The organism is Xanthomonas fragariae (genome assembly GCF_017603965.1).
Lineage (GTDB): Bacteria > Pseudomonadota > Gammaproteobacteria > Xanthomonadales > Xanthomonadaceae > Xanthomonas > Xanthomonas fragariae_A.
This window is the reverse complement of sequence record NZ_CP071955.1, coordinates 3,654,586-3,677,387: the sequence shown is the minus strand read 5'-3', so window position 1 is coordinate 3,677,387 and position 22,802 is coordinate 3,654,586. Positions and strand designations below refer to the sequence as shown.

22 protein-coding genes and 2 pseudogenes are annotated in these 22,802 nt (G+C 62.8%); 11 read left to right on the top strand and 13 right to left on the bottom strand.

Annotated elements, in window-relative coordinates; translation table 11 throughout:
* Window positions 1-100: 100 nt before the first annotated feature.
* From J5I97_RS17555 to pyrE, 10 genes and pseudogenes are all read right to left on the bottom strand, one after another.
* Window positions 101-670 (bottom strand): hypothetical protein, encoded by a 570-nt coding sequence (locus tag J5I97_RS17555; RefSeq protein ID WP_371885817.1) that lies wholly within the window; start codon window positions 668-670, stop codon window positions 101-103.
* Window positions 671-882: 212 nt separating this feature from the next.
* Window positions 883-1,224 (bottom strand): lipid-A-disaccharide synthase N-terminal domain-containing protein, encoded by a 342-nt coding sequence (locus J5I97_RS17550; protein ID WP_002808434.1) that lies wholly within the window; start codon window positions 1,222-1,224, stop codon window positions 883-885.
* Window positions 1,224-1,946, bottom strand: coding sequence for a glycosyltransferase family 2 protein (locus J5I97_RS17545; RefSeq protein ID WP_208587890.1), 723 nt, complete (start codon window positions 1,944-1,946; stop codon window positions 1,224-1,226). The genes J5I97_RS17550 and J5I97_RS17545 overlap by 1 nt, the downstream gene beginning before the upstream one ends.
* A 305-nt stretch (window positions 1,947-2,251) precedes the next feature.
* A complete protein-coding gene (locus J5I97_RS17540) occupies window positions 2,252-3,217 on the bottom strand; it encodes an SDR family NAD(P)-dependent oxidoreductase (RefSeq protein WP_208587889.1) in 966 nt (321 codons plus the stop codon).
* Window positions 3,218-3,293: 76 nt separating this feature from the next.
* Window positions 3,294-3,479 carry a hypothetical protein gene (locus J5I97_RS17535; RefSeq protein ID WP_208587888.1) on the bottom strand — a complete coding sequence of 62 codons (186 nt, stop codon included), beginning with the start codon at window positions 3,477-3,479 and terminating at the stop codon, window positions 3,294-3,296.
* Between the two features lie 181 nt (window positions 3,480-3,660).
* Entirely contained in the window at window positions 3,661-3,969 is a 309-nt protein-coding gene (locus J5I97_RS17530) for a helix-hairpin-helix domain-containing protein (RefSeq protein WP_208587887.1), read from the bottom strand.
* A gap of 34 nt (window positions 3,970-4,003) precedes the next feature.
* The gene (locus J5I97_RS17525) at window positions 4,004-4,933 is read right to left on the bottom strand and encodes a ParB/RepB/Spo0J family partition protein (RefSeq protein ID WP_208587886.1); all 930 of its coding nucleotides are present in this window, start codon (window positions 4,931-4,933) and stop codon (window positions 4,004-4,006) included.
* Window positions 4,933-5,730, bottom strand: a complete 798-nt coding sequence (locus J5I97_RS17520) for a ParA family protein (protein ID WP_208587884.1) — start codon at window positions 5,728-5,730, stop codon at window positions 4,933-4,935. Before J5I97_RS17520 ends, J5I97_RS17525 begins: the two co-directional genes overlap by 1 nt.
* 115 nt (window positions 5,731-5,845) lie before the next feature.
* Window positions 5,846-6,491, bottom strand: a pseudogene (locus J5I97_RS17515) (hypothetical protein).
* A 43-nt stretch (window positions 6,492-6,534) separates the two neighbouring features.
* Complete coding sequence (gene pyrE, locus J5I97_RS17510) at window positions 6,535-7,194, bottom strand: orotate phosphoribosyltransferase (RefSeq protein WP_208587883.1); 660 nt, start codon at window positions 7,192-7,194, stop codon at window positions 6,535-6,537.
* Between the two features lie 121 nt (window positions 7,195-7,315).
* Between pyrE and J5I97_RS17505 the strand changes: the two genes are divergently transcribed.
* From J5I97_RS17505 to J5I97_RS17490, 4 genes are read left to right on the top strand one after another with little or no spacing between them, the layout of a single operon-like run.
* Window positions 7,316-8,116, top strand: a complete 801-nt coding sequence (locus J5I97_RS17505) for an exodeoxyribonuclease III (RefSeq protein ID WP_208587882.1) — start codon at window positions 7,316-7,318, stop codon at window positions 8,114-8,116.
* A complete protein-coding gene (locus J5I97_RS17500; protein WP_208587881.1) occupies window positions 8,113-8,445 on the top strand; it encodes a hypothetical protein in 333 nt (110 codons plus the stop codon). Before J5I97_RS17505 ends, J5I97_RS17500 begins: the two co-directional genes overlap by 4 nt.
* Window positions 8,442-9,737, top strand: a complete 1,296-nt coding sequence (locus J5I97_RS17495) for an AmpG family muropeptide MFS transporter (RefSeq protein ID WP_208587880.1) — start codon at window positions 8,442-8,444, stop codon at window positions 9,735-9,737. The genes J5I97_RS17500 and J5I97_RS17495 overlap by 4 nt, the downstream gene beginning before the upstream one ends.
* Before the next feature lie 58 nt (window positions 9,738-9,795).
* The gene (locus tag J5I97_RS17490; RefSeq protein ID WP_208587879.1) at window positions 9,796-10,023 is read left to right on the top strand and encodes a hypothetical protein; all 228 of its coding nucleotides are present in this window, start codon (window positions 9,796-9,798) and stop codon (window positions 10,021-10,023) included.
* A 258-nt stretch (window positions 10,024-10,281) separates the two neighbouring features.
* Here the strand turns inward: J5I97_RS17490 and J5I97_RS17485 are convergent, their stop codons facing one another.
* The gene (locus J5I97_RS17485) at window positions 10,282-11,424 is read right to left on the bottom strand and encodes an anhydro-N-acetylmuramic acid kinase (RefSeq protein WP_208587878.1); all 1,143 of its coding nucleotides are present in this window, start codon (window positions 11,422-11,424) and stop codon (window positions 10,282-10,284) included.
* Between the two features lie 162 nt (window positions 11,425-11,586).
* Window positions 11,587-13,005 carry a M23 family metallopeptidase gene (locus J5I97_RS17480; RefSeq protein ID WP_208587877.1) on the bottom strand — a complete coding sequence of 473 codons (1,419 nt, stop codon included), beginning with the start codon at window positions 13,003-13,005 and terminating at the stop codon, window positions 11,587-11,589.
* A 169-nt stretch (window positions 13,006-13,174) separates the two neighbouring features.
* Between J5I97_RS17480 and tyrS the strand changes: the two genes are divergently transcribed.
* Both tyrS and J5I97_RS17470 read left to right on the top strand, forming a co-directional pair.
* The gene (tyrS, locus tag J5I97_RS17475; protein ID WP_208587875.1) at window positions 13,175-14,386 is read left to right on the top strand and encodes a tyrosine--tRNA ligase; all 1,212 of its coding nucleotides are present in this window, start codon (window positions 13,175-13,177) and stop codon (window positions 14,384-14,386) included.
* A 7-nt stretch (window positions 14,387-14,393) separates the two neighbouring features.
* A pseudogene (locus tag J5I97_RS17470) lies at window positions 14,394-14,534 on the top strand (IS5/IS1182 family transposase); the annotation flags it as partial.
* Window positions 14,535-14,548: 14 nt separating this feature from the next.
* Here the strand turns inward: J5I97_RS17470 and putA are convergent.
* Window positions 14,549-17,749 (bottom strand): bifunctional proline dehydrogenase/L-glutamate gamma-semialdehyde dehydrogenase PutA, encoded by a 3,201-nt coding sequence (gene putA / locus J5I97_RS17465; protein WP_208587873.1) that lies wholly within the window; start codon window positions 17,747-17,749, stop codon window positions 14,549-14,551.
* Between the two features lie 292 nt (window positions 17,750-18,041).
* Between putA and J5I97_RS17460 the strand changes: the two genes are divergently transcribed.
* From J5I97_RS17460 to J5I97_RS17440, 5 genes are all read left to right on the top strand, one after another.
* A complete protein-coding gene (locus tag J5I97_RS17460; protein ID WP_208587871.1) occupies window positions 18,042-18,518 on the top strand; it encodes a DUF2244 domain-containing protein in 477 nt (158 codons plus the stop codon).
* A 16-nt stretch (window positions 18,519-18,534) separates the two neighbouring features.
* Window positions 18,535-19,443, top strand: a complete 909-nt coding sequence (gene coxB, locus J5I97_RS17455) for a cytochrome c oxidase subunit II (RefSeq protein ID WP_208587869.1) — start codon at window positions 18,535-18,537, stop codon at window positions 19,441-19,443.
* Between the two features lie 38 nt (window positions 19,444-19,481).
* Window positions 19,482-21,086, top strand: coding sequence for a cytochrome c oxidase subunit I (ctaD, locus tag J5I97_RS17450; protein ID WP_208587867.1), 1,605 nt, complete (start codon window positions 19,482-19,484; stop codon window positions 21,084-21,086).
* 150 nt (window positions 21,087-21,236) lie between these two features.
* Window positions 21,237-21,839 (top strand): cytochrome c oxidase assembly protein, encoded by a 603-nt coding sequence (locus J5I97_RS17445; protein WP_208587865.1) that lies wholly within the window; start codon window positions 21,237-21,239, stop codon window positions 21,837-21,839.
* Between the two features lie 38 nt (window positions 21,840-21,877).
* Window positions 21,878-22,753, top strand: a complete 876-nt coding sequence (locus J5I97_RS17440; RefSeq protein ID WP_208587864.1) for a cytochrome c oxidase subunit 3 — start codon at window positions 21,878-21,880, stop codon at window positions 22,751-22,753.
* Window positions 22,754-22,802 lie beyond the last annotated feature (49 nt).

Sequence of the window (22,802 nt, the reverse complement as noted above, 5' to 3'; positions counted from 1 at the left end):
GCCGGATGGCGAACGACTGCTCTGCCTGGAGCGAGGCAGAGCAGGCTGGGTGCATTTGCCGATTCCGCGCTATTCGAGCCTGCTGCGGTGACGGTGACCATCAGCTGCCGCTCAAACCTGCCATACATGGCCGATCACCTGGCGCAGGTATCGCGCCTGCGGCTCCACCGTCATCGTGCAGCAACCAGACCGCGTCCCAATACGGATAGGCGCCGATCCGATCGGCCAATCCTGCGCGCAATGGCAGTGCGACCAGCGAACGCGCGAACTGCCTGTGATCGGCATGCAGCGCAAGCGCTGTTGCCTCCATTTCCGGCTGCCACACCGTTCCGCCACGTCCGCGTGCGCGATTGACCGCCTCGTTAGCGGCCTGTCGTGCCGCCGTCGCCATCTGCAGCAGCGCAGCCCTGCCCGGCGCCTGCAGCAAGGCGCACCAACTGTCCGGCAACAACACCCAACACAGCAACTGCGCTCCGCGCCAATGACTGGCCGCCGCCAGGCTGGATGCTGCCGCCCGCGCGCAACGCCAGTCTGAAAACAGCGGCACCTGCTGATGCGTGTGCAGACGCAGATACCAGTGCGCTGCGATGGGCGCCGGCATGGACAAGGGACGATGGGGCAATGCGCTGGACATGGCCCTAGCGTGCCGATGGCCAGGCAATTGCGGCATCGGCCACACGCGTTACATCAGGTCGGTCAGCATCGCGTCGCGATGTACGAAGAAACGTTTCGAATGTCAGACATCGAGCGGTCCGCCTGGTGCACCGCAGAGCGGAGCTAATACATCGTGATGCATCAGCGTCGCTTACACAGCCAGTCTCACGTCAAAAGGCGGGAGAATTGGAACCCCGAACACGCCAATCCCCAATTCCCAATCCCCGCTCAATGCATCGCCCGATCCCGCATCCAACCGCGATGCTTCACATCCAGATACAGGCTGTAAAACGCAGTAAACGCCGGGAACAGGTTCTGCAGCACACCCACCGAATCCTGCTTTGCCGAGAACACGAAGTAGCTCAGCGTCATCAGACTGCCGACTACGCTCATGTACCAGAACATGCGCGGGATCACCGGTTTGCCGGCGCGCTTGGAGGCGACGAACTGCACCAGCCAGCGGCCGCCGAACATCAGCGCGCCCGCATAGCCGATCAGCTTCCATCCGGTGACGTGCAGCCCTGTCCAGAACAGCCAAGTCAGCGGTTGATCCAGCCAATGCAGTTCCATCAGCGTTCCTGCACGACGGTGCGCTTGCTGCGGGTGATCAACCACGCCACGCCGCGCAGGTCGCGAATGCCGACCAAGGCGCGATTGAGGTTGTTGTATTTGGACACGCCGGCGGTGCGGTGGCGGTGATTCACCGGCACGCTCACGGTGCGCCAACCGGCGCGCTGCATCAGCGCGGGGAGGTAGCGGTGCATATGGTCGAAGTAGGGAAGGTCCAAAAACGCCTCGCGCTCGAACAGCTTGATGCCGCAGCCGGTGTCGGGGGTGTTGTCGTGCAGCATGCGCGAGCGGATGGCGTTGGCCCACTTGCTGGCCCAGCGCTTGGAGCCGGAGTCCTGGCGGTTGACCCGCCAGCCGGCGAACAGCTTGACCTGCGCATCGGCGCTGGCACGCGCGGTCAGCAGCGTGGGGATATCTGCCGGATCGTTCTGGCCGTCGCCATCGAGCGTGGTGATCCAGCTTGCGCGTGCGGCCTTGACCCCGCTGCGCACCGCCGTACTCTGCCCACTCTGGGTCACGTGATGCAGTACGCGCAGTTCCGGCGTGATGGTTTTCAGGCCTTGCAGCACCGTTAGCGTGTCGTCGCGCGAATGGTCGTCGACATAGACGATTTCAAAGGCCATCAATCCGCGCAATGTGGTAACGATTTCGCCGACCAGCGCAGCGACGTTGTCGCGCTCATTGAACACCGGGACGACGACGGAAAGCTGAGGTTGGCTCATGGATTCGTAGTGGCCGGATGAAGGCTGAGCGAAAAAGATCGCGCATTGTGCCCTGACTGTCTGAGTCAGGCATGAAGCGAAAGTGCGTTATGTGCGTTATGTGCGTTGGAGCGAGTGGAAAGCGGCGTGTAGCGTGTAGGAGCGCGTCGAATTACGGACTGCGAGCAAGCCAGCCAAGACCTCGCGAGCCGCGGTCGGGCGGGTGCGGACAGTGCGCAGAAAACCGCAATGATCAAGCACCACCTGCCAATGCCAAACAGAGCCGCACGATCGCTTGACGGCTGCGCAGCCGTTTCGATGGTGGGTTAAGCGCGATTGCCGAAATAGTTCCGACACCACGCCACCACCTGCGGCAACCCGCGCTCGACTGGGGTGGCCGGGTCGAAACCGAATGCTGCCTGCGCGCGCTGGGTGTCGGCCATGGTGCGGATCATGTCGCCCGGCTGCATCGGCAGGTAGACCTTCTCGGCAGGGCGGCCTGCGGCCTGCGCGATCACGTCGATGAAATGTTCCAACTCCACCGGGGTGTGGTTGCCCAGGTTGAACATGCGGTGCGGCACCGGCTCGCTGCTGGGCGTGTCCAGCGCACCGAGCACACCGGCCACGATGTCGTCGACGAAGGTGAAATCGCGCTGCATCCTGCCGTGGTTGAACACCTCGATCGGGCGCCCCGCCAGCACCGCGCGGCTGAAGATCAGCGGCGCCATGTCCGGCCGGCCCCATGGGCCATACACGGTGAAGAAGCGCAGCCCGGTGGCGCACAGGCTGTATAACTGCGCGTAGGTATGGCCCATCAGCTCGTTGGCGGCCTTGGTCGCCGCATACAGCGAGCGCGGCTGATCCACGCGCTGGTCTTCGGAAAAAGGTGGGGTGGCCGAATCGCCATAGACCGAACTGCTCGACGCATACACCAGATGCTGCACGCCGCGATGCCGGCATAGCTCGAGCATGTTGACGAAGCCGACCAGGTTGCTGTCGACATAGGCGGACGGATTTTCCAGCGAATACCGTACTCCGGCCTGTGCGGCCAGATGCACCACGCGGGTGGGCTGGACCTCGCCGAACAACGCGGCCAGGCCGTCGCGATCGGTCAGGTCCAGTGTGCGGATATCGATGTTCGGACACAACGCCGCGACGCGGTCGCGTTTGAGCTGCGGGTCGTAGTAGCTGTTGTAGTTGTCCAGACCCACCACCGATTCGCCACGTGCAGCCAGCGCGCGGCAGGTGTAGGCACCAATGAAACCGGCGGCGCCGGTGACGAGAATGGTCATTGCAGTGGTCCTGGAGATTTCAAAAAGCAAGGGAGCAAGCAAGCGGCGCTTGGAACAGCCCGAAGCGCTTTTTTTGTCAACGTTGACGCGATCGAGCGCAATGATGTCTCCAATCCCTTGGCATCGAAGCGATCCAGCATGCGTCGCTGCCGTCCTTCAGCTTCAGCGCCATCTTCTCCGGGTAGAGCGGCACCAGGCTCATGCACAGGATCGCATCGAGATGCACGGCGTCGGAAATGATGTCATGCAACACGCTCGACATTGGCCTCAGATGCTGTTCGATATGCGCGCTGATCTGCTCAATGCAGGCTTTGCCGTATGCCGGCTCGAAGTCCTTGTTCCTGCGCGCGCGTCGTTATCGTGCTGCCGCCCAGGTCGATGTGGTCGTTTGCATTGCTCCTGGGTCGCTCCTGTTGATGGCAGCGCTTGATCAGGGTAAGCACTCACCCCAGGCTGAGCGGTGCTTCGCTGGCGAGCAGTGCCTTGCGCTCCTTGCTGAACGCCCACCATGGCTGCGGTGCCTCGCCTTCCATGAACCGCACGATCGACAGGAAAACGTCGATCACGCAGGGATCGTGCAGCACGCCGGTGCGCAGGCACAACTGTGCGTACATGTCGTAGGCATCGCGACCGCGCAATTGCGCGGCGACGCGGATGCCGATCCGCTGCAGATCCTTTTCGCAGGCCGGCCCGACGTTCGGCAAGTCGGTCAGATGCAGCAGGTGCTTGCGATCGACCTTGACTGGATTCATTGCCGGGGATGCTCCTGGTGCGTGGGGAGAGAACTCAACTGCGCTGCATGCGTAGACGTTCAAGCACGCCGTCCAGCGTGTCCAGGTCGGTATAGTGGATCACCAGTTTGCCCTTGCCGCCGCGGCCGTGATTGAACACCACCTTGGTGCCCAGCGACTCGGATAGCTCGGTTTCCAGCGACACGATATCGGCCTGCGGCGCGACGGCTGCCGGCTTGAGTTTGCGCAGCGAGCCGGGCACCTTGCCGGCGGCGAACTGCTGCGCGCGGTGTTCCACCTCGCGCACCGACCAGCCTTGATCGGCCGCTTCCTGCGCCAGCTTGCTGGCCAGTTCCGGCGCCAGGGTGAGCAGCGCACGCGCATGGCCCATTTCCAGACGGCGGGTTTCCAGCAGTACCCGGATCGCCACCGGCAATTCCAGCAGCCGCAGCAGGTTGGACACCGACGCACGTGAACGGCCCACCGCGCCAGCGGCTTCGGCGTGGGTCAGCGAAAATTCGTCGATCAAGCGTTGCAGCGCCTGCGCTTCTTCCAGCGGATTGAGGTCTTCGCGCTGGATGTTCTCGATCAGCGCCATCGCGATGACGGTGCGGTCGTCCAGCTCGCGCACCACTACCGGCACTTCGGTCAGACCGGCCAGCTGCGAGGCGCGCCAGCGGCGTTCGCCTGCCACGATCTCGAACTGCCCCGGCGCCAGCTCGCGCGCCACGATCGGCTGGATCACACCCTGCGCCTTGATCGATTCGGCAAGCTCGGCCAGCTTGACCTCGTCCATCTCTCGACGCGGCTGGTACCTGCCCGGCTGCAGCTGGGCCACCGGCAACTGGCGTAAGCTGTCGCCCGGCTGCAATGCATCTTCGCTGGCGGCGCTCGGTGCCGCTGCAGCGGCTGCGCCCTTCGGTCCCAACAGCGCTTCCAGGCCACGGCCCAGACCGCGCTTCTTTGCGGGGATCGGCTTGCTCATCAGACGGTCTCCACGGGCCGGACGGCCTTGTTGCGGTCGTTGTGGCGGCGCACGATCTCGCCGGCCAGCCCCAGGTACGCTACGCCACCACGCGAGGTGCGGTCGTAACCGACGATGCTCTGGCCATGGCTGGGCGCCTCGGCCAGACGCACATTGCGCGGCACGATGGTTCGGAAAACTTTGTCGCCGAAATGCTTGGTCAGCTCCGCCGATACCGCATTGGCCAGGTTGTTGCGGATGTCGAACATCGTGCGCAGCACGCCTTCGATTTCCAGCGCCGGATTGAGGTCGGCGCGCAACGCCTCGATCGTTTCCAGCAGTGCGGTCAGTCCTTCCAGTGCGTAGTACTCGCACTGCATCGGCACGATGATCGAATCGGCAGCGGTCAATGCATTGAGCGTCAGCAGCGACAACGCCGGCGGGCAGTCGATCAGGATGAAGTCGTATTCGTCGCGGATCGGCGCCAGTGCGCGCTTGAGCCGCTGTTCGCGCTCGGCCTGGTCCATCAGCTGGATCTCGGCGGCAGTCAGGTCGATGTTGCCCGGTAGCAGGTCGAAGCCTTCCGGCGCGGTCACCCGGATCTGTGCAGCGGTGTTTTCGCCTAACAGCAGATCGCAGGTGGAGGCGGCAACGTCGCGTTTGTCGATGCCGCTGCCCATGGTGGCGTTGCCCTGCGAGTCCAGATCCACCAGCAACACACGCTTGGACGCGCGCGCCAGGCCGGCCGCCAGATTGACTGCGGTCGTGGTCTTGCCGACGCCGCCTTTCTGGTTGGCAATGGCGATGATCCGGGCCATGCGGGAGAGCCTCGTGGGCAAGGAGTAAGACAGGCCATTATGCGTGCAGGGCGGCGGATCGGGAAATGCCGCCGGCAGCAGTGCAGCGGGCGAGCGGGAATGACGGCTGCGCCAGTCAGCCGGTGGGCGAAGCGCCGGCTTGCGGCTCCTTACATGGCCCGGTAGCGCAGCAGGATGTCGGCGATCTCGCCGTCCAGCGCCACCCGTTGTTGCTCGAAGCTGGTCTGCAGGCGCAATTGCGCCATCAGTTCGCGATGGCGCTGCTGGATGTCGGCGGCCAGCTTGTCGGCCACCGCTTGGCCGGCCAGTTCGCGGTCGCCGGCGGTGCGCAGCATGCTGGCCAGCCCTTCGCGCAGGCTGGTCACATTGAAGCGCGCGGTGTGGATGTTGTTGTCGACGATGGCGATGCGCTCGTTGAAGACCCGGCGCAGGTCGTCCTCGCTCCGATAGGACATCAACATCGCCTGGTCGGTGCGCTGGCGCATCTGCTCGGCGGCCAGATCGGCCTGGCGTTGCTGCTCGCTGGCCGCGGCGGCGGCGCGCTCGTCGCTGCTCATGGCGCGCTGCACCTCGGCGCTGCGCAGGCCGCTCTTGGCGTTGAATTCGTCGCGCGCCTGATTGACCGCCTCCGGCGGCAGCGTATCGCTGCATACCCGGGCTCCGTTCTGGTTCCAGCAGTACAGCTTTTTTGCGGCCGGCTTGTCCTGCGCGACGGCAGGCGCGGCGGCCAGGGCTGCCGCAACGGCGGCGAGTAACGCCAAACGGGTGTGTCTCGGCATCATCGCAGCCCCCTGTCGCCTGCCGTCAGTCTGTGGTGTCGGTACCGTAGCGGCCACGATAGGCCAGCAGCGGCTCCCGGAAGCCCACAAGATCAGCGTTTCCTGCAGCAAAAGCAAGCAAGTCGGCCAGGTTGGCCACTGCGATCACCGGGATGCCGGCCTCGGCCGCCACTGCCTGCGCCGCCGAGCGCAGATCCTGTTCGGAGGCGATCTCTTGCCGGTCCAGCGCCACGACGATCCCGGACGGAATCCCGCCCGCGCCGCGGATGGTGCCCAGCGCCTCGCGGATCGCGGTGCCGGCGGTAATCACGTCATCGACGATCAATACCTTGCGGCCGGCCAGCGGTGCGCCGATCAGGCTGCCGCCTTCGCCATGGTTCTTGGCCTCCTTGCGATTGAAGGCCAGCGGCAGGTCGCGAGCGCGCCCGGCATAGGCGCAGGCCAGTGCAGTGGCCAACGGAATGCCTTTGTAGGCCGGCCCGAACAGCAGATCGAACTCCACCCCGGCCGCATCGATCGCATCGGCATAGCACTGCGCCAGCTGCGCGGTCTTGGCGCCCGAATCGAAACGCCCAGCATTGAAAAAGTACGGACTGACGCGCCCGGACTTGAGCGTGAATTCGCCAAAGCGCAGGGCATCGGCGCCCAGGGCCAGCTGCAGGAAACGGGTGCGGTGGTCGGTCATCGAACGGGGTTGGGGAGTGGGGAACCGGCAATGGTAAACGCATCGGTTGCAAGCAGCCTTCCCGTCGGTGCTGGGGTAGGCTTTACGATTCTCCATTCCCAATTCCCTATTCCAGGCCCCTATGCGCATCATCAGTTTCAACGCCAACGGCCTGCGCTCGGCCGCCGGCAAGGGTTTCTTCGAGTGGTTCGCCGCTCAGGACGCCGATGTGCTGTGCGTCCAGGAGACCAAGGCCCAGGAGCATCAACTGGCCGGGCCGAAATTCCTGCCCACCGGCTACAAGGCCTGGTTCCGCGACGCCAGCACCAAGAAGGGCTACAGCGGCGTGGCGATCTATAGCAGGCACGAGCCCGATGAGGTGCGCACCGCGCTGGGCTGGCCCGAGTTCGACGAAGAGGGCCGCTACATCGAAGCGCGCTTCGGCAACCTCAGCGTGGTGTCTTTTTATATTCCGTCCGGCTCGTCGGGCGAGTTGCGCCAGGACTACAAGTTCCAGGTGATGAAATGGCTGCGGCCGATCCTGGACGAGTGGCTGGCCAGCGGCCGGCAGTACGTGCTGTGCGGCGACTGGAACATCGTGCGCACCGCGCTGGACATCAAAAACTGGAAATCCAATCAGAAGAACTCCGGCTGCCTGCCGCCCGAGCGCGACTGGCTCAACGGCCTGTGCGCCGACGCGCTGGACGACGCAAATGCCGCCAACGGCCGCGGCTGGGTCGACAGCTACCGCGTGCTGCACCCGCAGGGCGAGGACTACACCTGGTGGAGCAACCGCGGCGCCGCGCGCGCCAACAACGTCGGTTGGCGCATCGACTACCAACTGGTCACCCCCGGCCTGCGCGACACTTTGAAAGCCTGTTCGATCTACCGCGAACAGCGCTTCTCCGACCACGCGCCCTACATCGTGGATTACGCGCAGTGAGTCAAGCACTGGCATTGGCTTCTGAAAAACAACGCCAGCGTTTTGCCGCTACCGAACTGGGCCTGGCTGGCGACGTTGCCGCCACGCAGCGCGACTTGCGTGGTAGGGCGATGGGCAGTCAGGGTCGGTTGCCCTCGAGCGGCCTGAAGACACAGATCAAGACGTCGGTCGTGGAAGCTGCACTATCTCACTTCGATACGACGCACGTTGATGCCATAAATACTTTTCGGAGCGCGCTGTCTGCCTCCGAAAGCTCGACCCACGCCACTGCGCGACGCATTCAATCGGCCGCGCCGATCGCCTTCCGTTCCCACCGGCCACACGCATGACCAAACCCGCTGCTCTCTACAAAAGCTGGCGCGGCATCCAGCACGCCTTCGCCACGCCATCGGCGGCGACCATGGCGCTGCTCGGCTTCGGGAGCGGCTTGCCGTTCCTGCTGATCGCTTCGCAAACCTTGTCGACCCGGTTGCGCGATGTCGGCCTTGACCTGGGCAGCATTGGTCTGATCAGTCTGGCGAGCTTCTTCTACCTGCTCAAGTTCCTGTGGGCGCCGCTGATCGACCGCTATGCGTTTCCGCTCACCGCGTTTCTCGGGCGCCGTCGCTCCTGGCTGCTGGTCGCGCAGATCGGCGTCACCATCGGCCTGTTTGCGCTGGCGTTCTCGCGTCCGGACCTGAGCGTGACCGGCCTGATTGGCTGGGTCCTGTTTGCCTCGTTCTGGGGTGCCACCCAGGACTCGGTCGTGGATGCCTATCGCATCGAAATCGCTCCCGACGCAGCGCAGGCCGCGCTGGCGGCGACCTACACGCTGGGCTATCGCATCGGCTTGATCCTGGGCGGCGCAGGCGCGCTGTACATGGCCGAATACCTGGGCTGGACATGGGCCTATGTGGGCATGGCGGCACTGATGCTGCTGCCGATCGTCACCACCTTGCTGTGCCGCGAACCCGACCGGACCGAGGCGACGGTGATGCGCCGTGTCGATGTCGTCGGTGCGTTCTGGCAGCCGATTTCCAGCTTCTTTTCCAGCAATGGCCTGGCGCTGGGCATCGTGCTGCTGCTGTTCGTGGGCTTGTACAAGTTCCCCGACCAGGTGATCGGCGTCATGGCTGGCCCGTTCTATCTGGATTCGGGCTTCACCAAAGCCGACATCGCCACCGTCTCCAAACTGTTCGGCGTCTGGATGGGGATCGTCGGTGCCTTCGCCGGCGGTGCAGCGGTGGCGGCGTTCGGGCTCCGTCGCATGCTGCTGGTCGCCGCATTGGGCGTGGCGCTGTCCAACCTCGCCTTCCTGCTGATGGCATACAACCCCGGCAAATTGTGGGCGTTTTATGCCGCGCTCAGCGCAGACAACTTGTTTCAGGGCTTTGCCGCCACCGTGCTGGTGGCCTTCATGTCCTCGCTGACCGACCGCAACTTCACCGCGACCCAATACGCCTTGTTGGTCTCGCTGGCCAATCTGCCGGGCAAGTTCGCTGGCGGCGTTTCTGGTTTTTTGGTCGAAGCGACGTCCTACAGCACCTTCTTCATCCTCAGCGCCCTGACCGTGGTCCCGACGCTGCTGCTGCTGGCCTGGCTGTGGCCACGCCTGTTGGCGCACGACAGGCGGCCGGATTGAAACGCCGGCCAAGGTTGCCGATGATGCCAGCGGGGCAGCGCATTGCACGAGGCAGGGCATGACCGATCTGGTATTGCGTGACATCGATCCGGTGCTGGTGGACAGGGTCCGCCGCATTTCCGTGGCACGTGGCTGGACCCAGCACCAGACCGTCATGCATCTGCTCGAACACGGCCTGTTCGCCAGTGAGTACGCAGTCACCGGCGGCCTGCAGCATCCGGAAGTCGATGCCCTTGCCGAAGCCATTGCCGCGCTCAAAGCGCTGCCGGCGGGAAATAATCCCTAGCGCTGCACAACAATTGGCCAGCGCTGCCTCGCGTGCGAATCCACTTGGCGCGACGCTGTTCTGGAAAGCCTAATGGCTCGGTCAGCAAGCGATGCACGCTGCCGAGAAGGCTCGGCTTCTTTGCACTCCTCGATCTGGACCGCATACCTCATCGCCGACCCATAATCGTTTGCACGCCGGTCGAAAATCGCACAATTCCCGGGTTGTATCCCAAAAAGCGAAGGCGAGTGGCATGCAGGTCGAGCCGATCCATACCACTCACGCCGGATAGATCGCCCCCAGCAACCGCGACCCCATCGCTCCGGTCACCGACGGCAGATTGGCCGCGCGTCCCGCCAGCAACTCCGCCGCCAGCCATGCAAAGCCCATCGCTTCCAGGTAGTCCGGATCCAGCCCATGTCGCGCGCTGGATTCAACCACCACGCCTGGCAGCCGTGCCGCTAATCGTGCCATCAACACAGGATTGCGCACTCCGCCGCCGCACACCATTATTCGGCGGGTGTCGGGTTGCAGCCGCAGCAACGCATCGGCCACGGTGGTCGCGGTGAGTTCCAGCAAGGTCGCCTGCACATCGGCCGCATGTGGGGTCGCGCTGCCTGTCGTCTGCATTGCCTGCAGCGCCCAGGCCAGATGAAACTGTTCGCGCCCGGTGCTCTTGGGCGGCGGCAATGCAAACCATGGGTCGGCCAACAGCGCCTGCAGCAATGCCGCATCGACTCGCCCACTGGCGGCAAATGCACCCTCGGCATCGAACGAGGTGCCATGGTGTTGCTGGCACCAGCTATCCAGCAACGCATTGGCCGGCCCGGTATCGAAGCCCCGCACCGCGCCATCGCGCGGGATCAACGTCAGATTGCCGATGCCCCCCAGATTGAGCACGGCACGGTCTTCGTCGCCCGCGCCCAGCATCGCCAGATGGAAGGCCGGCATCAGCGGCGCGCCTTGCCCACCGGCCGCGACATCGCGGCGGCGGAAATCGGCCGCCGTGGTGATCCCGGTGTGCTCGGCAATCCGGCTGGCATCGCCAATCTGCCAGGTGAAAGACGGATTCGCTTTCGGTCGGTGGCGGATGGTCTGCCCATGCGAGCCGATTGCGCGAATGCGCTGCCGGTCCACGCCGCTTTCGCCGATCAGCTGATTGGCAGCAGCGGCAAACGCCAGTCCCACCTGCGCGTCCAGCTGGCCGAGCGCATCGATGGCGATCGCCTCAGCTCCTTGGCCCAGCGCCACCAACCTTTCCCGCAGTTGCGGCTCCCAGGCCACCGTGATGCCTGCGACGAGTTCGCAGCGGCGGTGTGTGCCGTCGGCAAAGCGCACCAGCGCGGCATCGATGCCGTCGGCGCTGGTGCCCGACATCAGGCCCAGATAGAGCGGGAATTCCACGTGTTTCAGAGCACACATGCCCGAGCCAGATATGCACAATCGCCCAGCTTGTGCAGCTGGGGCAGAGCCGTCAACCGGCTTTTCATTCATAGTGGCGGCTTAGCAAGGCTGCGCTTTCGGCATGAACAGGTGCAGTGTTCGACCAGGGAACTGCTCGCAAAGGCTTGTCATACGCTCCACTCAACCGCGCGGCTTGCTCTTGCCAGGCTTGGCGGCATCGGCATAGATCAGCTTCTCGATGCTTTCGATACGTGCCAATGCAGGCGCAGTCTGCGCGCGGAACGCCGCCAGCTCGGCGCCTTGCAGCGGCTCCGGCGGCGGCATGGTCACCGACATCGGGTTGCGCTGTTGGCCGGCGAGGCGGAATTCGTAATGCAGATGCGGGCCGGTCGCCAGACCGGTCATGCCTACATAACCGATTACCGTGCCCTGATTGATCCGCTGGCCGGCCTTGATCTTGCCGAAGCGCGACATGTGCCCGTACAGCGTGCTGAAGTTCCTGCCGTGGTCCAGGATCACCACGTTGCCGTAGCCATGCTGGGTGCCCACAAACACCACGCGCGCATCGCCAGCAGCCATGATCGGCGTGCCCGAGGCGGCCGCGTAATCCACACCCTTGTGCATGCGCATGGTGCCCAGCACCGGATGCTTACGCGCACCGAAGGTGGAGCTGATACGGCTGTAGGCCACCGGCATACGGATGAAGCTTTTCTTCAGCGGCCGGCCATTGATGTCGAAATACTCGGCCGGCTTGCCCTCGCGCTTAAAGCGGAAGCCGGTATAGGTCTTGCCACCAGTGGTGAAGGTCGCCGCCAGGATCTCGTCGGTGCCGATCCGCTCGCCCTCGCGCCAGCTCTCATCCATCACCACGCTGAAACGGTCGCCCGGCTGCAGGTCCTTATCGAAGTCGATGTCGTACTTGAAAATCTCGTCGGTCATGATCGCCACCGCCGCCGGTGACAGGCCGGACTTGCCGGCCGATGCATACAACGAACTGCTGATTTCCCCGCTTGCCACCACCGTACGCATGGTCGTCGCGCGCTCGGTGACGTTCTCGCGCACGCTGTCGCCCAACAGGCGCAGCTCCACACGATGGCTGTCGTCGCGATCGAAGCGCAGTGCGCGCAGCTGCCCTGGCGTTGGCATATCGAAGGCGATCTCGGTGCCTGGACGCAACTTGGTCAGCGCCTCCTTGGTGCCCGGATGCGCAAGCACCTGATACATCACCGCGGTCGGAATCCCCAACTCGCTAAACAAGGTGCTCAGCGTCTGACCGGGCTTGACCTGCACCCTTTCCCAATCGGTGCCAGGCGCGAGCTGCTTGCGGCTAGGTAACAAGGGCGGCAGCGGCAATGCCAGCGTGGAATGGCTGGAGAGCGGCGTATCGATTGCGTTGGAAAAGCCCGGCACGATCGTCGCGACCAGCGCGCCGATGGTCGCGAACAGACTGGCATGGATCCAATGGCGGCGTGTCCAGCTGTCGTTGAATGCTGCCGACAGGTGTGCCCTGAGCTTGCGATGCAGTGCAGTGTCGTGGAGGACGTGGAGACGTTCTTGAAAGCGCCGCTTACGCGCACGGCCCTGCTCTGAGTTCTGCATCGTTCAAATTCCTAAGCGGCTCGGAATGCGAGCGCAAACATCGGTAACATAGGCACCATGTAACAGCGCGTCAAAGTATTGAGCCTGTTCATTATTTCACTCGGCGCGGAATTAACTCGCGTTTAACATCATTCATGTTTTTGACGGCACACGCCGCTGGAGTCTGTGGTTGGCCACTATCGAAGAATCCCTTGTGCTCATTGGCCGCGGTGTCGACGAGATCCTCAAGCTCGATCAGCTCCAAGCGCGGCTCAAATCAGGTGTCCCGCTACGGGTAAAGGCCGGCTTCGATCCCACCGCACCGGATCTGCATTTGGGCCACACCGTGCTGCTCAACAAGATGCGGCATTTTCAGCAGCTCGGCCATCAGGTGATCTTCCTGATCGGCGACTTCACCGGCATGATCGGTGACCCTAGCGGCAAGAACGTCACCCGCAAGCCGCTCAGTCGCGAAGAGTTGCTGGCCAACGCGCGTACCTATGAGGAGCAGGTCTTTAAAATCCTCGACCGCGAGCGTACCGAGGTGCGCTTCAACTCCGAATGGTTCGGCCAGATGAGTGCCGCAGACATGATCAAGTTGTCGGCGCAGCACACGGTCGCGCGCATGCTCGAGCGCGACGACTTCGCCAAGCGCTTCAGCGGCCACCAGCCGATCGCCATCCACGAGTTCCTGTATCCGCTGGTGCAGGGCTACGACTCGGTCGCCTTGAAGGCAGACGTCGAACTGGGCGGCACCGATCAGAAGTTCAACCTTCTGGTGGGTCGCAGCTTGCAGGAACATTATGGACAGGCGCCGCAGATCGTGCTGACCATGCCGTTATTGGAAGGTCTGGATGGCGTTGCCAAGATGTCCAAGTCGCTGGGCAACTACATCGGTATCAATGAGCCCGCCATCGACATTGTCACCAAGACGATGAAGATCGGTGACGAGTTGACCTGGCGCTGGATCGATCTGCTGTCCTTCGACATTGACGTTGCCGAGGCCGCGCGCCTGAAAGAACAGGTCGTTTCGGGTGAGCTGCACCCGCGCGAGGTCAAATTGCGTCTGGCTCGCGAACTGACCGCACGTTTTCACGATGCCGCAGCGGCCGAGCAGGCTATTGCCGGCTGGCACGCCGTGGTGACGGGGCAGGGCGACACCAGCCTGTTGCCACTGCAGGAAGTGGCCGTGCCGGCTGAAGGGCTGCGGATCGCAAGCCTGCTCACTGCCGCCGGCCTGACGCCCAGCAATTCCGAAGCCACGCGCAAACTCAAGGAGCGGGCAGTCAAGATCGACGGCGAAGTGGTCGAGGATCCTTCGCGCCAGTTTGGCCAAGGCTTTGAGGGTGTCATCCAGGTTGGCAAGCGCAATTTCGCGCGGGTCGTGCTTGTCACCGGTTGAGCTGCCAGAACTGGAGCGGACGCGCGGGTTGCTGCAGGATCTGGGTATCCAACCAACCGTGGCGATCGTGGATCTGGGCGATCGCGGGCGCGAGGTGGATGGCGTGCAGGTGTTGCATCGTGGCAAGGCCAAGACCCTGACGCGACGGCCATTATCCTCGTCTCAGTCGCCCATTGTCAGTAGTGAGGCGTTGCCACCTGCGGCTGTGGTGTTGACAGTGACGACCTTTTCGGTTGCAAAACGCAACAGGTAGTGCGGGCCGCCGGCTTTGGGCCCAGTGCCGGATAGGCCCTGGCCGCCGAAGGGCTGTACGCCGACGACGGCGCCGATCTGGTTGCGGTTGACGTAAACATTGCCGACCGTGACGCGTGAAGTAATGCGCTCGATGGTCTCGTCGATGCGCGAGTGCACTCCTAGGGTCAAGCCATATCCAGTGGCGTTGATTTGATCGATAACAGTGTCTAGCTGATCGGCTTTCCAGCGGATCACGTGCAGGACGGGACCGAAAACCTCGCGATGTAACTGCGCAAGCGACGTCAGTTCGTACGCGCGCGGAGCGAAAAAGCTGCCGTTTGCGGTTACTGCATCCAATGTGGTGCAGCCGATCAGGCGAGCTTGGCGATCCATGCGCGCTGCGTGATCGCCGAGAATCTTGAGCGCATCGGCATCGATAACGGGACCAATGTCGGTGGACAACTGGCCGGGGTCGCCAATTTTCAACTCACCCATGGCGCCGGCGAGCATGGTCATGACCTTGTCGGCGATGTCGTCCTGGACGAACAGCACGCGTGCGGCCGAGCAACGTTGGCCGGCAGACATGAAGGCACTGGAGATCGCGTCCTTGACGACGGCCTCCGGTAGCGACGACGAGTCGGCGATGAAGGCGTTCTGGCCGCCAGTCTCGGCAATCAAGACGCCGATCGCGGCATCACGCGAGGCCAGCGTGCGATTGATGATGCGTGCGGTGTCGGTGGAGCCGGTAAAAGCGACGCCGGCGACCCGCCGATCGTTGGTCAGTGCGGCGCCGACGGTGGCGCCATCGCCTGGCAAGAACTGCACGACTGCTTCGGGGATGCCAGCTTCATGAAGTAGTTTTACTGCGGCATATCCGATGAGGTTGGTCTGCTCGGCCGGTTTGGCGATGACGCTATTTCCTGCAGCGAGGGCGGCTGCGACTTGGCCGAGGAAAATGGCGAGCGGGAAGTTCCAGGGGCTGATGCAGACGAATACGCCGCGGCCATGCAGCTGCAGCTCGTTGGATTCGCCGGTTGGTCCGGGCAGGCGTTCGGGCGCGCCGAACTGCGCGCGTGCCTGGCTGGCGTAATAGCGCAGGAAATCCACCGCCTCGCGGACCTCGGCCACTGCGTCGGGCAAGGTCTTGCCGGCTTCCTTGACGCAAATCGCCATGAATCCGGGCATGCGCGCTTCGAGCAGTTCGGCGGCATGTTCCAGGATGGTGGCGCGACTTGCTGCAGGTGTGCGGTTCCAGGCGGGCTGCGCGGCGGCAGCGGTCGCCAGGGACGTCTGTACGGTGGCCGGGTCGGCTGGCTGCCACTGCCCGACCGTTTCGCGACGATCTGCCGGGTTGAGCACCGCCTCGCTGGGCGTGCTGATCACCGCGTCGGGCACCAGCGGGGCTGCCTTCCACGGTTTGATCGCGGCATTGAGTTGCTCGGCCAACTGCCGCAGATCGTTGTCGTTGGCGAGATTGGCGCCCATGGAGTTTTTCCTGTGCTGGTTCTGGCTGCGCAACAGTTCGGTTGGCAGCGGAATCTTGGGATGCGCAATGGAGGTAAATGACAAAACCGCTTCGACCGGATCGCGAATCAAATCTTCGATAGCGACGGTTTCATCGGTAATACGATTGACGAAGCTGGAATTGGCGCCGTTTTCGAGCAGGCGGCGTACCAGATACGGCAGCAGATCCTCGTGCGAGCCGACCGGTGCATACACGCGGCAGGGCACACCCAGACGATCGGCCGGAATCACTTCGGCATACAGATCATCGCCCATGCCGTGCAGCTTCTGATGCTCGTAAGTCTTGCCTGCAGCAATCGCACGCACCGCCGCGATGGTCTGCGCGTTATGGGTGGCGAACATCGGATACAGCGCATCGCTGTGCGCGAACATGCGACGTGCGCAGGCAAGGTAGGACACGTCGGTATTCTGCTTGCGGGTAAATACCGGATAGCCGGGGTGGCCTTCGATCTGTGCGCGCTTGATTTCTGCATCCCAATACGCGCCTTTGACCAGACGCACAGGAATGCGCCGACCGAGGCGACGTGCAAGATCGGCCAGGAAATCGATCGTATAGGGCGTGCGTTTTTGATACGCCTGCACGGCAAGACCATAGCCTTCCCATCCGTCCAGCGACGGGTCGGAGAACGTGGCCTCGATGATGTCCAGCGACAGTTCCAGGCGGTCTGCTTCTTCGGCGTCGACGGTGTAGCCGATGCCGTAGGCCTTGGCCAACTGCGCCAGCTCCAATACGCCGGGAACCAGTTCGGCCAACACGCGTGCACGTTTTGCATGCTCGTAGCGCGGATACAGCGCCGACAGCTTGATCGAAATACTGGGCGCGGCGAACACGTCGGTGCCGACGAAGCTGCCGCTGCGGCCGATCGCATGAATCGCATCGCGATACGCCTGCAGATAGCGCTGCGCATCCTCCATGGTGAGTGCGCCTTCGCCGAGCATGTCGAACGAATAGCGGTAATCGGCGTTGTCGCCTTTGCGCGAGCGCGACAATGCCTCACCGATGGTGCGTCCCATGACGAATTGATGGCCCATGATCTTCATTGCCTGACGCACAGCCAGACCAATCACCTGTTCGCCGACGCGGCCGATCAGTCGCTTGAATGCACCGGGCACATCGGCGCGTGTGAGGTCGTTGAGCTGCACCAGCTTGCCGGTGAGCATCAGCCCCCAGGTCGATGCGTTGACCAGCACCGAGTCGCTGCCGCCCATGTGCTTGTTCCAGTCGGCATCGCCGAGCTTGTCGCGGATCAGTTTGTCTGCAGTGTTCTGATCGGGAATACGCAGCAACGCTTCGGCCACGCACATCAGCAGGACGCCTTCTTCGCTGCCCAGGTCGTATTGGCGCATGAAGGCTTCGATCGCGCTCTGGTCGTGTGCGCGCACGCGCACGCGGGTGACCAAGTCGGCCGCGACCGCTTGCACCTTCGTTTGTTCGGCGGCCGGGAGGCGTGCATGGGCTAGCAATTCGCGCACGTGCTCGGCTTCGTCCTTGAGCCAGGCGGCGGTGACGGCGGCACGCAAAGCGCCTGGCGCGGCGGGCAGTTCGGGCGCCAACAGCGGGCGCGCAACCGGGTTGGAGGCAAACGGGTCGAGCTGAGCGTTCATGCGAAAGAGGGCTGGGAATCCTCGCTCATTCTAGTGAGCCACCCCGCCCGCGCACTTGTGTGGAAGCGGCAGCTTTCCTGCCGTTTTGTGCATGTCGGTCGCCAGCACTTGCTCCAGCACTTGCTTTGGCGGGCCTGCTTCGAAGCAGGTGTCGCCACGCAGCTCGGAAGTGGTTGATTTACGCGCATTTTTTAGCTGCACTGCAGCAAATCCTGGATCTTCGGAAACGCTTGCCGCATGCATTCGCGCGGGTCTACCATCAAGACATTCCCGCAGTGCGCTGCGTCTACCAATGATCCAATTGCTGCCGTTGATGGCTGAAAGGGTTGGGACGCAAGTGCGGTTGCGGCCTCCGCGGGCACTGTCGGGCAAGCAATTCGTGCTGCTGTTCGCAGTGTTGGCGGGAACGATGTGGTTGTTTGCAGGCTTGGGTTGGTGGACCGGCAATGCGTTCGCGCCGATGTTCGCCCTGTTGCACAGTGGTGTGGTGGCGCTGGCGCTACGGCAGTTGTGGCGAAGTGGCGAGCGCGAAGAAGCGATCCGGGTGGAGGAAACCGTTGTCGAGGTGTTTGCGTCCGGACACGCGCCACCAGCGTTTCAGGCACATCCGCATTGGGTTCGGTTATGCATGGAACGCGACGACAGAGTGTTGCTGGTGAGCAGCGGCAAGCAAATCGAGATCGGAAGTTTTCTCGGGCCGGCCGAACGTGTAGAACTGGCAACTACGCTAAAACGCTTGCTCGCGGCCGCCAATGGCCGTCACCGATGACGTAAGGGTCTAGGCAATGACGCAACGCAGCAGCTGGAAGTCGATGCACGTACGCTTGGGCTTGGCGATGACGGCGCTGCTGAGCGCGCCTGCCGCATGGGCGCAATCGGCCGACCCCAAGGAATGGCAGCTCAACATGGGCCGAGGGGTGACCCAGACCGCACGCATGGCCTACGAGGCGCACATGGTTGCGCTGTGGGTGTGCGTGGTGATCGGCGCGTTGGTGTTCGCGGCGATGGGCTATGCGATCTTCAAGTTCCGCAAGTCCAAAGGCGCGGTGGCTGCGCAATTCAGTCACAACACCACGGCCGAAATCTTGTGGACGGTGATTCCGGTGTTGGTGCTGATCGCGATGGCGTGGCCGGCGACAGCCAAGTTGATTGCGATGTACGACACCCGCGAATCGGAAATGACGGTCAAGGTGACCGGCTATCAGTGGATGTGGAAATACGAGTATCTGGGCCAGGGTGTGGAATTCACCAGTCGCTTGGCGCGTGAATCCGACCGCATCCGGCAGAGCGGTGAGCGCCCGACCGCTGCGTCGCAGCCGCATTATCTGCGGGACGTCGACAACCGTCTGGTGCTGCCGGTCAATACCAAAATCCGCTTCGTGATTACTGCCGACGACGTGATCCACGCTTGGTGGGTGCCTGCACTGGGCTGGAAGCAGGACGCGATTCCCGGCATCGTCAACGAGGCATGGACCAATATCGAGCAGCCGGGCGTGTATCGCGGGCAATGCGCCGAGTTGTGCGGCAAGGATCATGGATTCATGCCGATCGTGGTCGAAGCATTGCCCAAAGCCGAGTTCCAGCGCTGGCTGGCAGCGCGCCGCAGTGTTGCGGGTGCATCTGCGGCAGCCGCTGCACCTGTGACGCCGTCTGGCGAAACAGCGCCAGCCGCGGCGCCGACCGCCGTTCTTTAATCGCTCACAACCGCTCGTTTGGCAGAGGTCGTTCCGTCATGGCGCATACCGCAGTCGATCACCACGGACACCACCAGCCCGGTTTCGTCGAGCGCTGGTTTTTCTCGACCAATCACAAGGACATCGGCACGCTGTACCTGCTGTTTTCCTTCGTGATGTTCATCGTCGGCGCGGCGATGAGCGTGGTAATCCGCGCTGAACTGATGCAGCCCGGGCTGCAATTCGTCAAACCGGAATTCTTCAACCAGATGACCACCGTGCATGCACTGGTGATGATCTTCGGCGGCGTGATGCCGGCCTTCGTCGGCCTGGCCAACTGGATGATCCCGCTGCAGATCGGCGCGCCGGACATGGCGTTGCCGCGCATGAACAACTGGTCGTTCTGGTTGCTGCCGGTCGCGTTCACCTTGTTGCTGCTGACGCTATTTTTGCCGGGCGGCGCGCCGGCGGGTGGTTGGACGTTGTATCCGCCGCTGTCGTTGCAAGGCGGCTACAACGTGGCTTTCAGCGTGTTCGCGATCCATGTGGCCGGCGTGAGTTCGATCATGGGTGCGATCAATATCATCGCAACCGTGCTCAACATGCGCGCGCCTGGCATCGATCTGTTGAAGATGCCGATCTTCTGCTGGGCCTGGCTGATCACCGCATTCCTGCTGATCGCCGTGATGCCAGTGCTGGCCGGTGCGGTGACCATGTTGTTGACCGACAAGTTCTTCGGTACCAGCTTTTTCAACGCCGCCGGCGGCGGCGACCCGGTAATGTACCAGCATATCTTCTGGTTCTTCGGGCACCCTGAGGTCTACATCATGATCCTGCCGGCGTTCGGCGTGGTCAGCGAAATCATTCCCACCTTCAGCCGTAAGCCGCTGTTCGGTTACCAGGCGATGGTTTATGCGATTGCCGCAATCGCCTTCCTGAGTTTCATCGTGTGGGCACACCATATGTTCACCGTGGGGATGCCGCTCGGTGGCGAAATCTACTTCATGTTCGCCACGATGCTGATCTCCATCCCGACCGGGGTGAAAGTGTTCAATTGGGTGAGCACGATGTGGAAAGGCTCGCTGACGTTCGAGTCGCCGATGTTGTGGGCAGTGGCATTCGTCATTCTCTTCAGCATCGGTGGTTTCTCGGGCCTGATGCTGGCGATCGTGCCGGCGGATTTCCAGTATCACGACACTTATTTTGTTGTCGCGCATTTCCATTATGTGCTGGTTACCGGTGCGGTGTTCGCATTGATTGCAGCGGTGTATTACTGGTGGCCGAAGTGGACCGGACGCATGTACAACGAGACCTGGGCCCGGTTCCACTTCTGGTGGACGATGGTGTTCGTCAATCTATTGTTCTTCCCGCAACACTTCCTCGGTTTGGCCGGTATGCCGCGGCGTATTCCCGATTACAACGTGGTGTTCGCCGACTGGAATCTGATCAGTTCGATCGGTGCGTTCGGCATGTTCGCCACACCGTTCCTGATGGCCGGGATTCTGCTCGCGTCGTTGCGCAGTGGCGCAAAGGCCGATGCGCGCGCATGGGAAGGGGCGAAGGGTTTGGAGTGGACAGTGCCCTCACCTGCGCCGGCGCATACCTTCACCGTGCCGCCGATGATCAAGCCTGGAGATCTTGCGCATGAAGACATCGGTCACTGAGCCCGCGCCGGCATCGGCCGTGATACGTTTGCTCTGCGCTGCCGAACGGCAGGCGCAACAGCGTCGTGCCGTCCGCCGCACTGCGGTCACAGTCGGCATCGTCGCAGCGCTGATCTACGCAGGCTTCATCGCCTCTGGAGTCATCGCACGATGAATGCCCGCGCGCCCGCGCCTGCACCGACTGCCGGCCTGTTCAAGCTGCTGGGTGTGGTATTGGGCGTGTTCGTGCTGACTTTTTCGCTGGTGCCGCTCTACCGCATCGCCTGCGAGAAAGTGTTCGGAATCCGCATGGAGCGTGCACCCGGCAGCGGCAGCTCACGTGCGAGCGAGGGTGCGCTTGCTGCATCCGGCAAGCGTACCGTGCGGGTGGAATTCGATGCCGGGGTGAATTCCAAACTGCCGTGGACCTTCCATCCCGAGCAGATGACGATGGACGTGGTGCCTGGCGAACTCAACGAAGCGCTGTATTTCGCGCGCAACGATAGCGCGCGTGCGGTGGTGGGTAGCGCGGTGCCGTCGGTCGCGCCAGCGCGCGCATCGGGATATTTCAACAAGACCGAATGTTTCTGTTTTACCGCGCAGACCTTGCAGGCAGGCGAAACGCGCGACATGCCGCTGCGCTTTATCGTCGACCCTGCCTTGCCGCCGGAAGTCGCCACCATCACCTTGTCTTACACGTTCTATCGCAACGACGCACTGACCTCGGAATTACAGGGCGCTGGCGCATCCAGCGCGCCGCGCGCAGCACCGTAACTGTTCATCCACTCGCCCCACGACACGGAAGCAACGCCATGGCCGACCATAGTTCCAATGCCGATGCGTATTTCGTCCCGAGCCAGAGCAAGTGGCCGTTTGTGGGGTCGATTGCGATGTTCGTGATGATGATCGGCGTGGCCAGTTGGCTCAACGACGCAGCATGGGGGCGCTGGACGTTCTTTGCTGGCGTGGCGATGTTGCTGGCGACCTTGTTCATGTGGTTTGGCGATGTCATTCGCGAATCCAACGCCGGGCATTACAACCGCCAAGTAGACGGCTCGTTCCGCATGGGGATGGTGTGGTTCATTTTTTCCGAAGTGATGTTTTTCTGCGCCTTCTTCGGTGCGTTGTTCTACACCCGCGTGCTGACGCTGCCCTGGTTGGGTGGCGAAGGCGATGGCGTGATGACCAACGAGTTGCTGTGGAACGGCTATTCCGCTGCGTGGCCGACCAATGGCCCTGGCACGATCGGTGGACAATTTCAGACCATCCCGGCCTGGGGCTTGCCGCTGATCAATACGCTGATCCTGCTCAGCTCCGGCGTTACCTTGACCATCGCCCATCACGCGCTCAAAGGCGGACGTCGCGGTTCGTTGTTGCTGTGGCTGGGCCTGACCGTGCTGCTGGGTTGCGTGTTTTTGTTCCTGCAGGCCGAGGAATATATCCACGCCTATACCGAACTCAATCTCACGCTTGGATCTGGCATCTACGGTTCGACCTTCTTCATGCTCACCGGCTTCCACGGCATGCATGTGCTGCTGGGCACGATCATGCTGGCAGTGATGTGGATGCGTGCCGCGAAGGGGCACTTTACCCGCGATCACCATTTCGCTTTCGAAGCAGCAGCGTGGTATTGGCACTTCGTGGACGTGGTGTGGCTGGCGTTGTTCCTATTCGTGTATGTACTTTGAGGGCTGGGATTGGGGATTCGTAATAGCGCAGTGACAAGTCGCTGTTGCG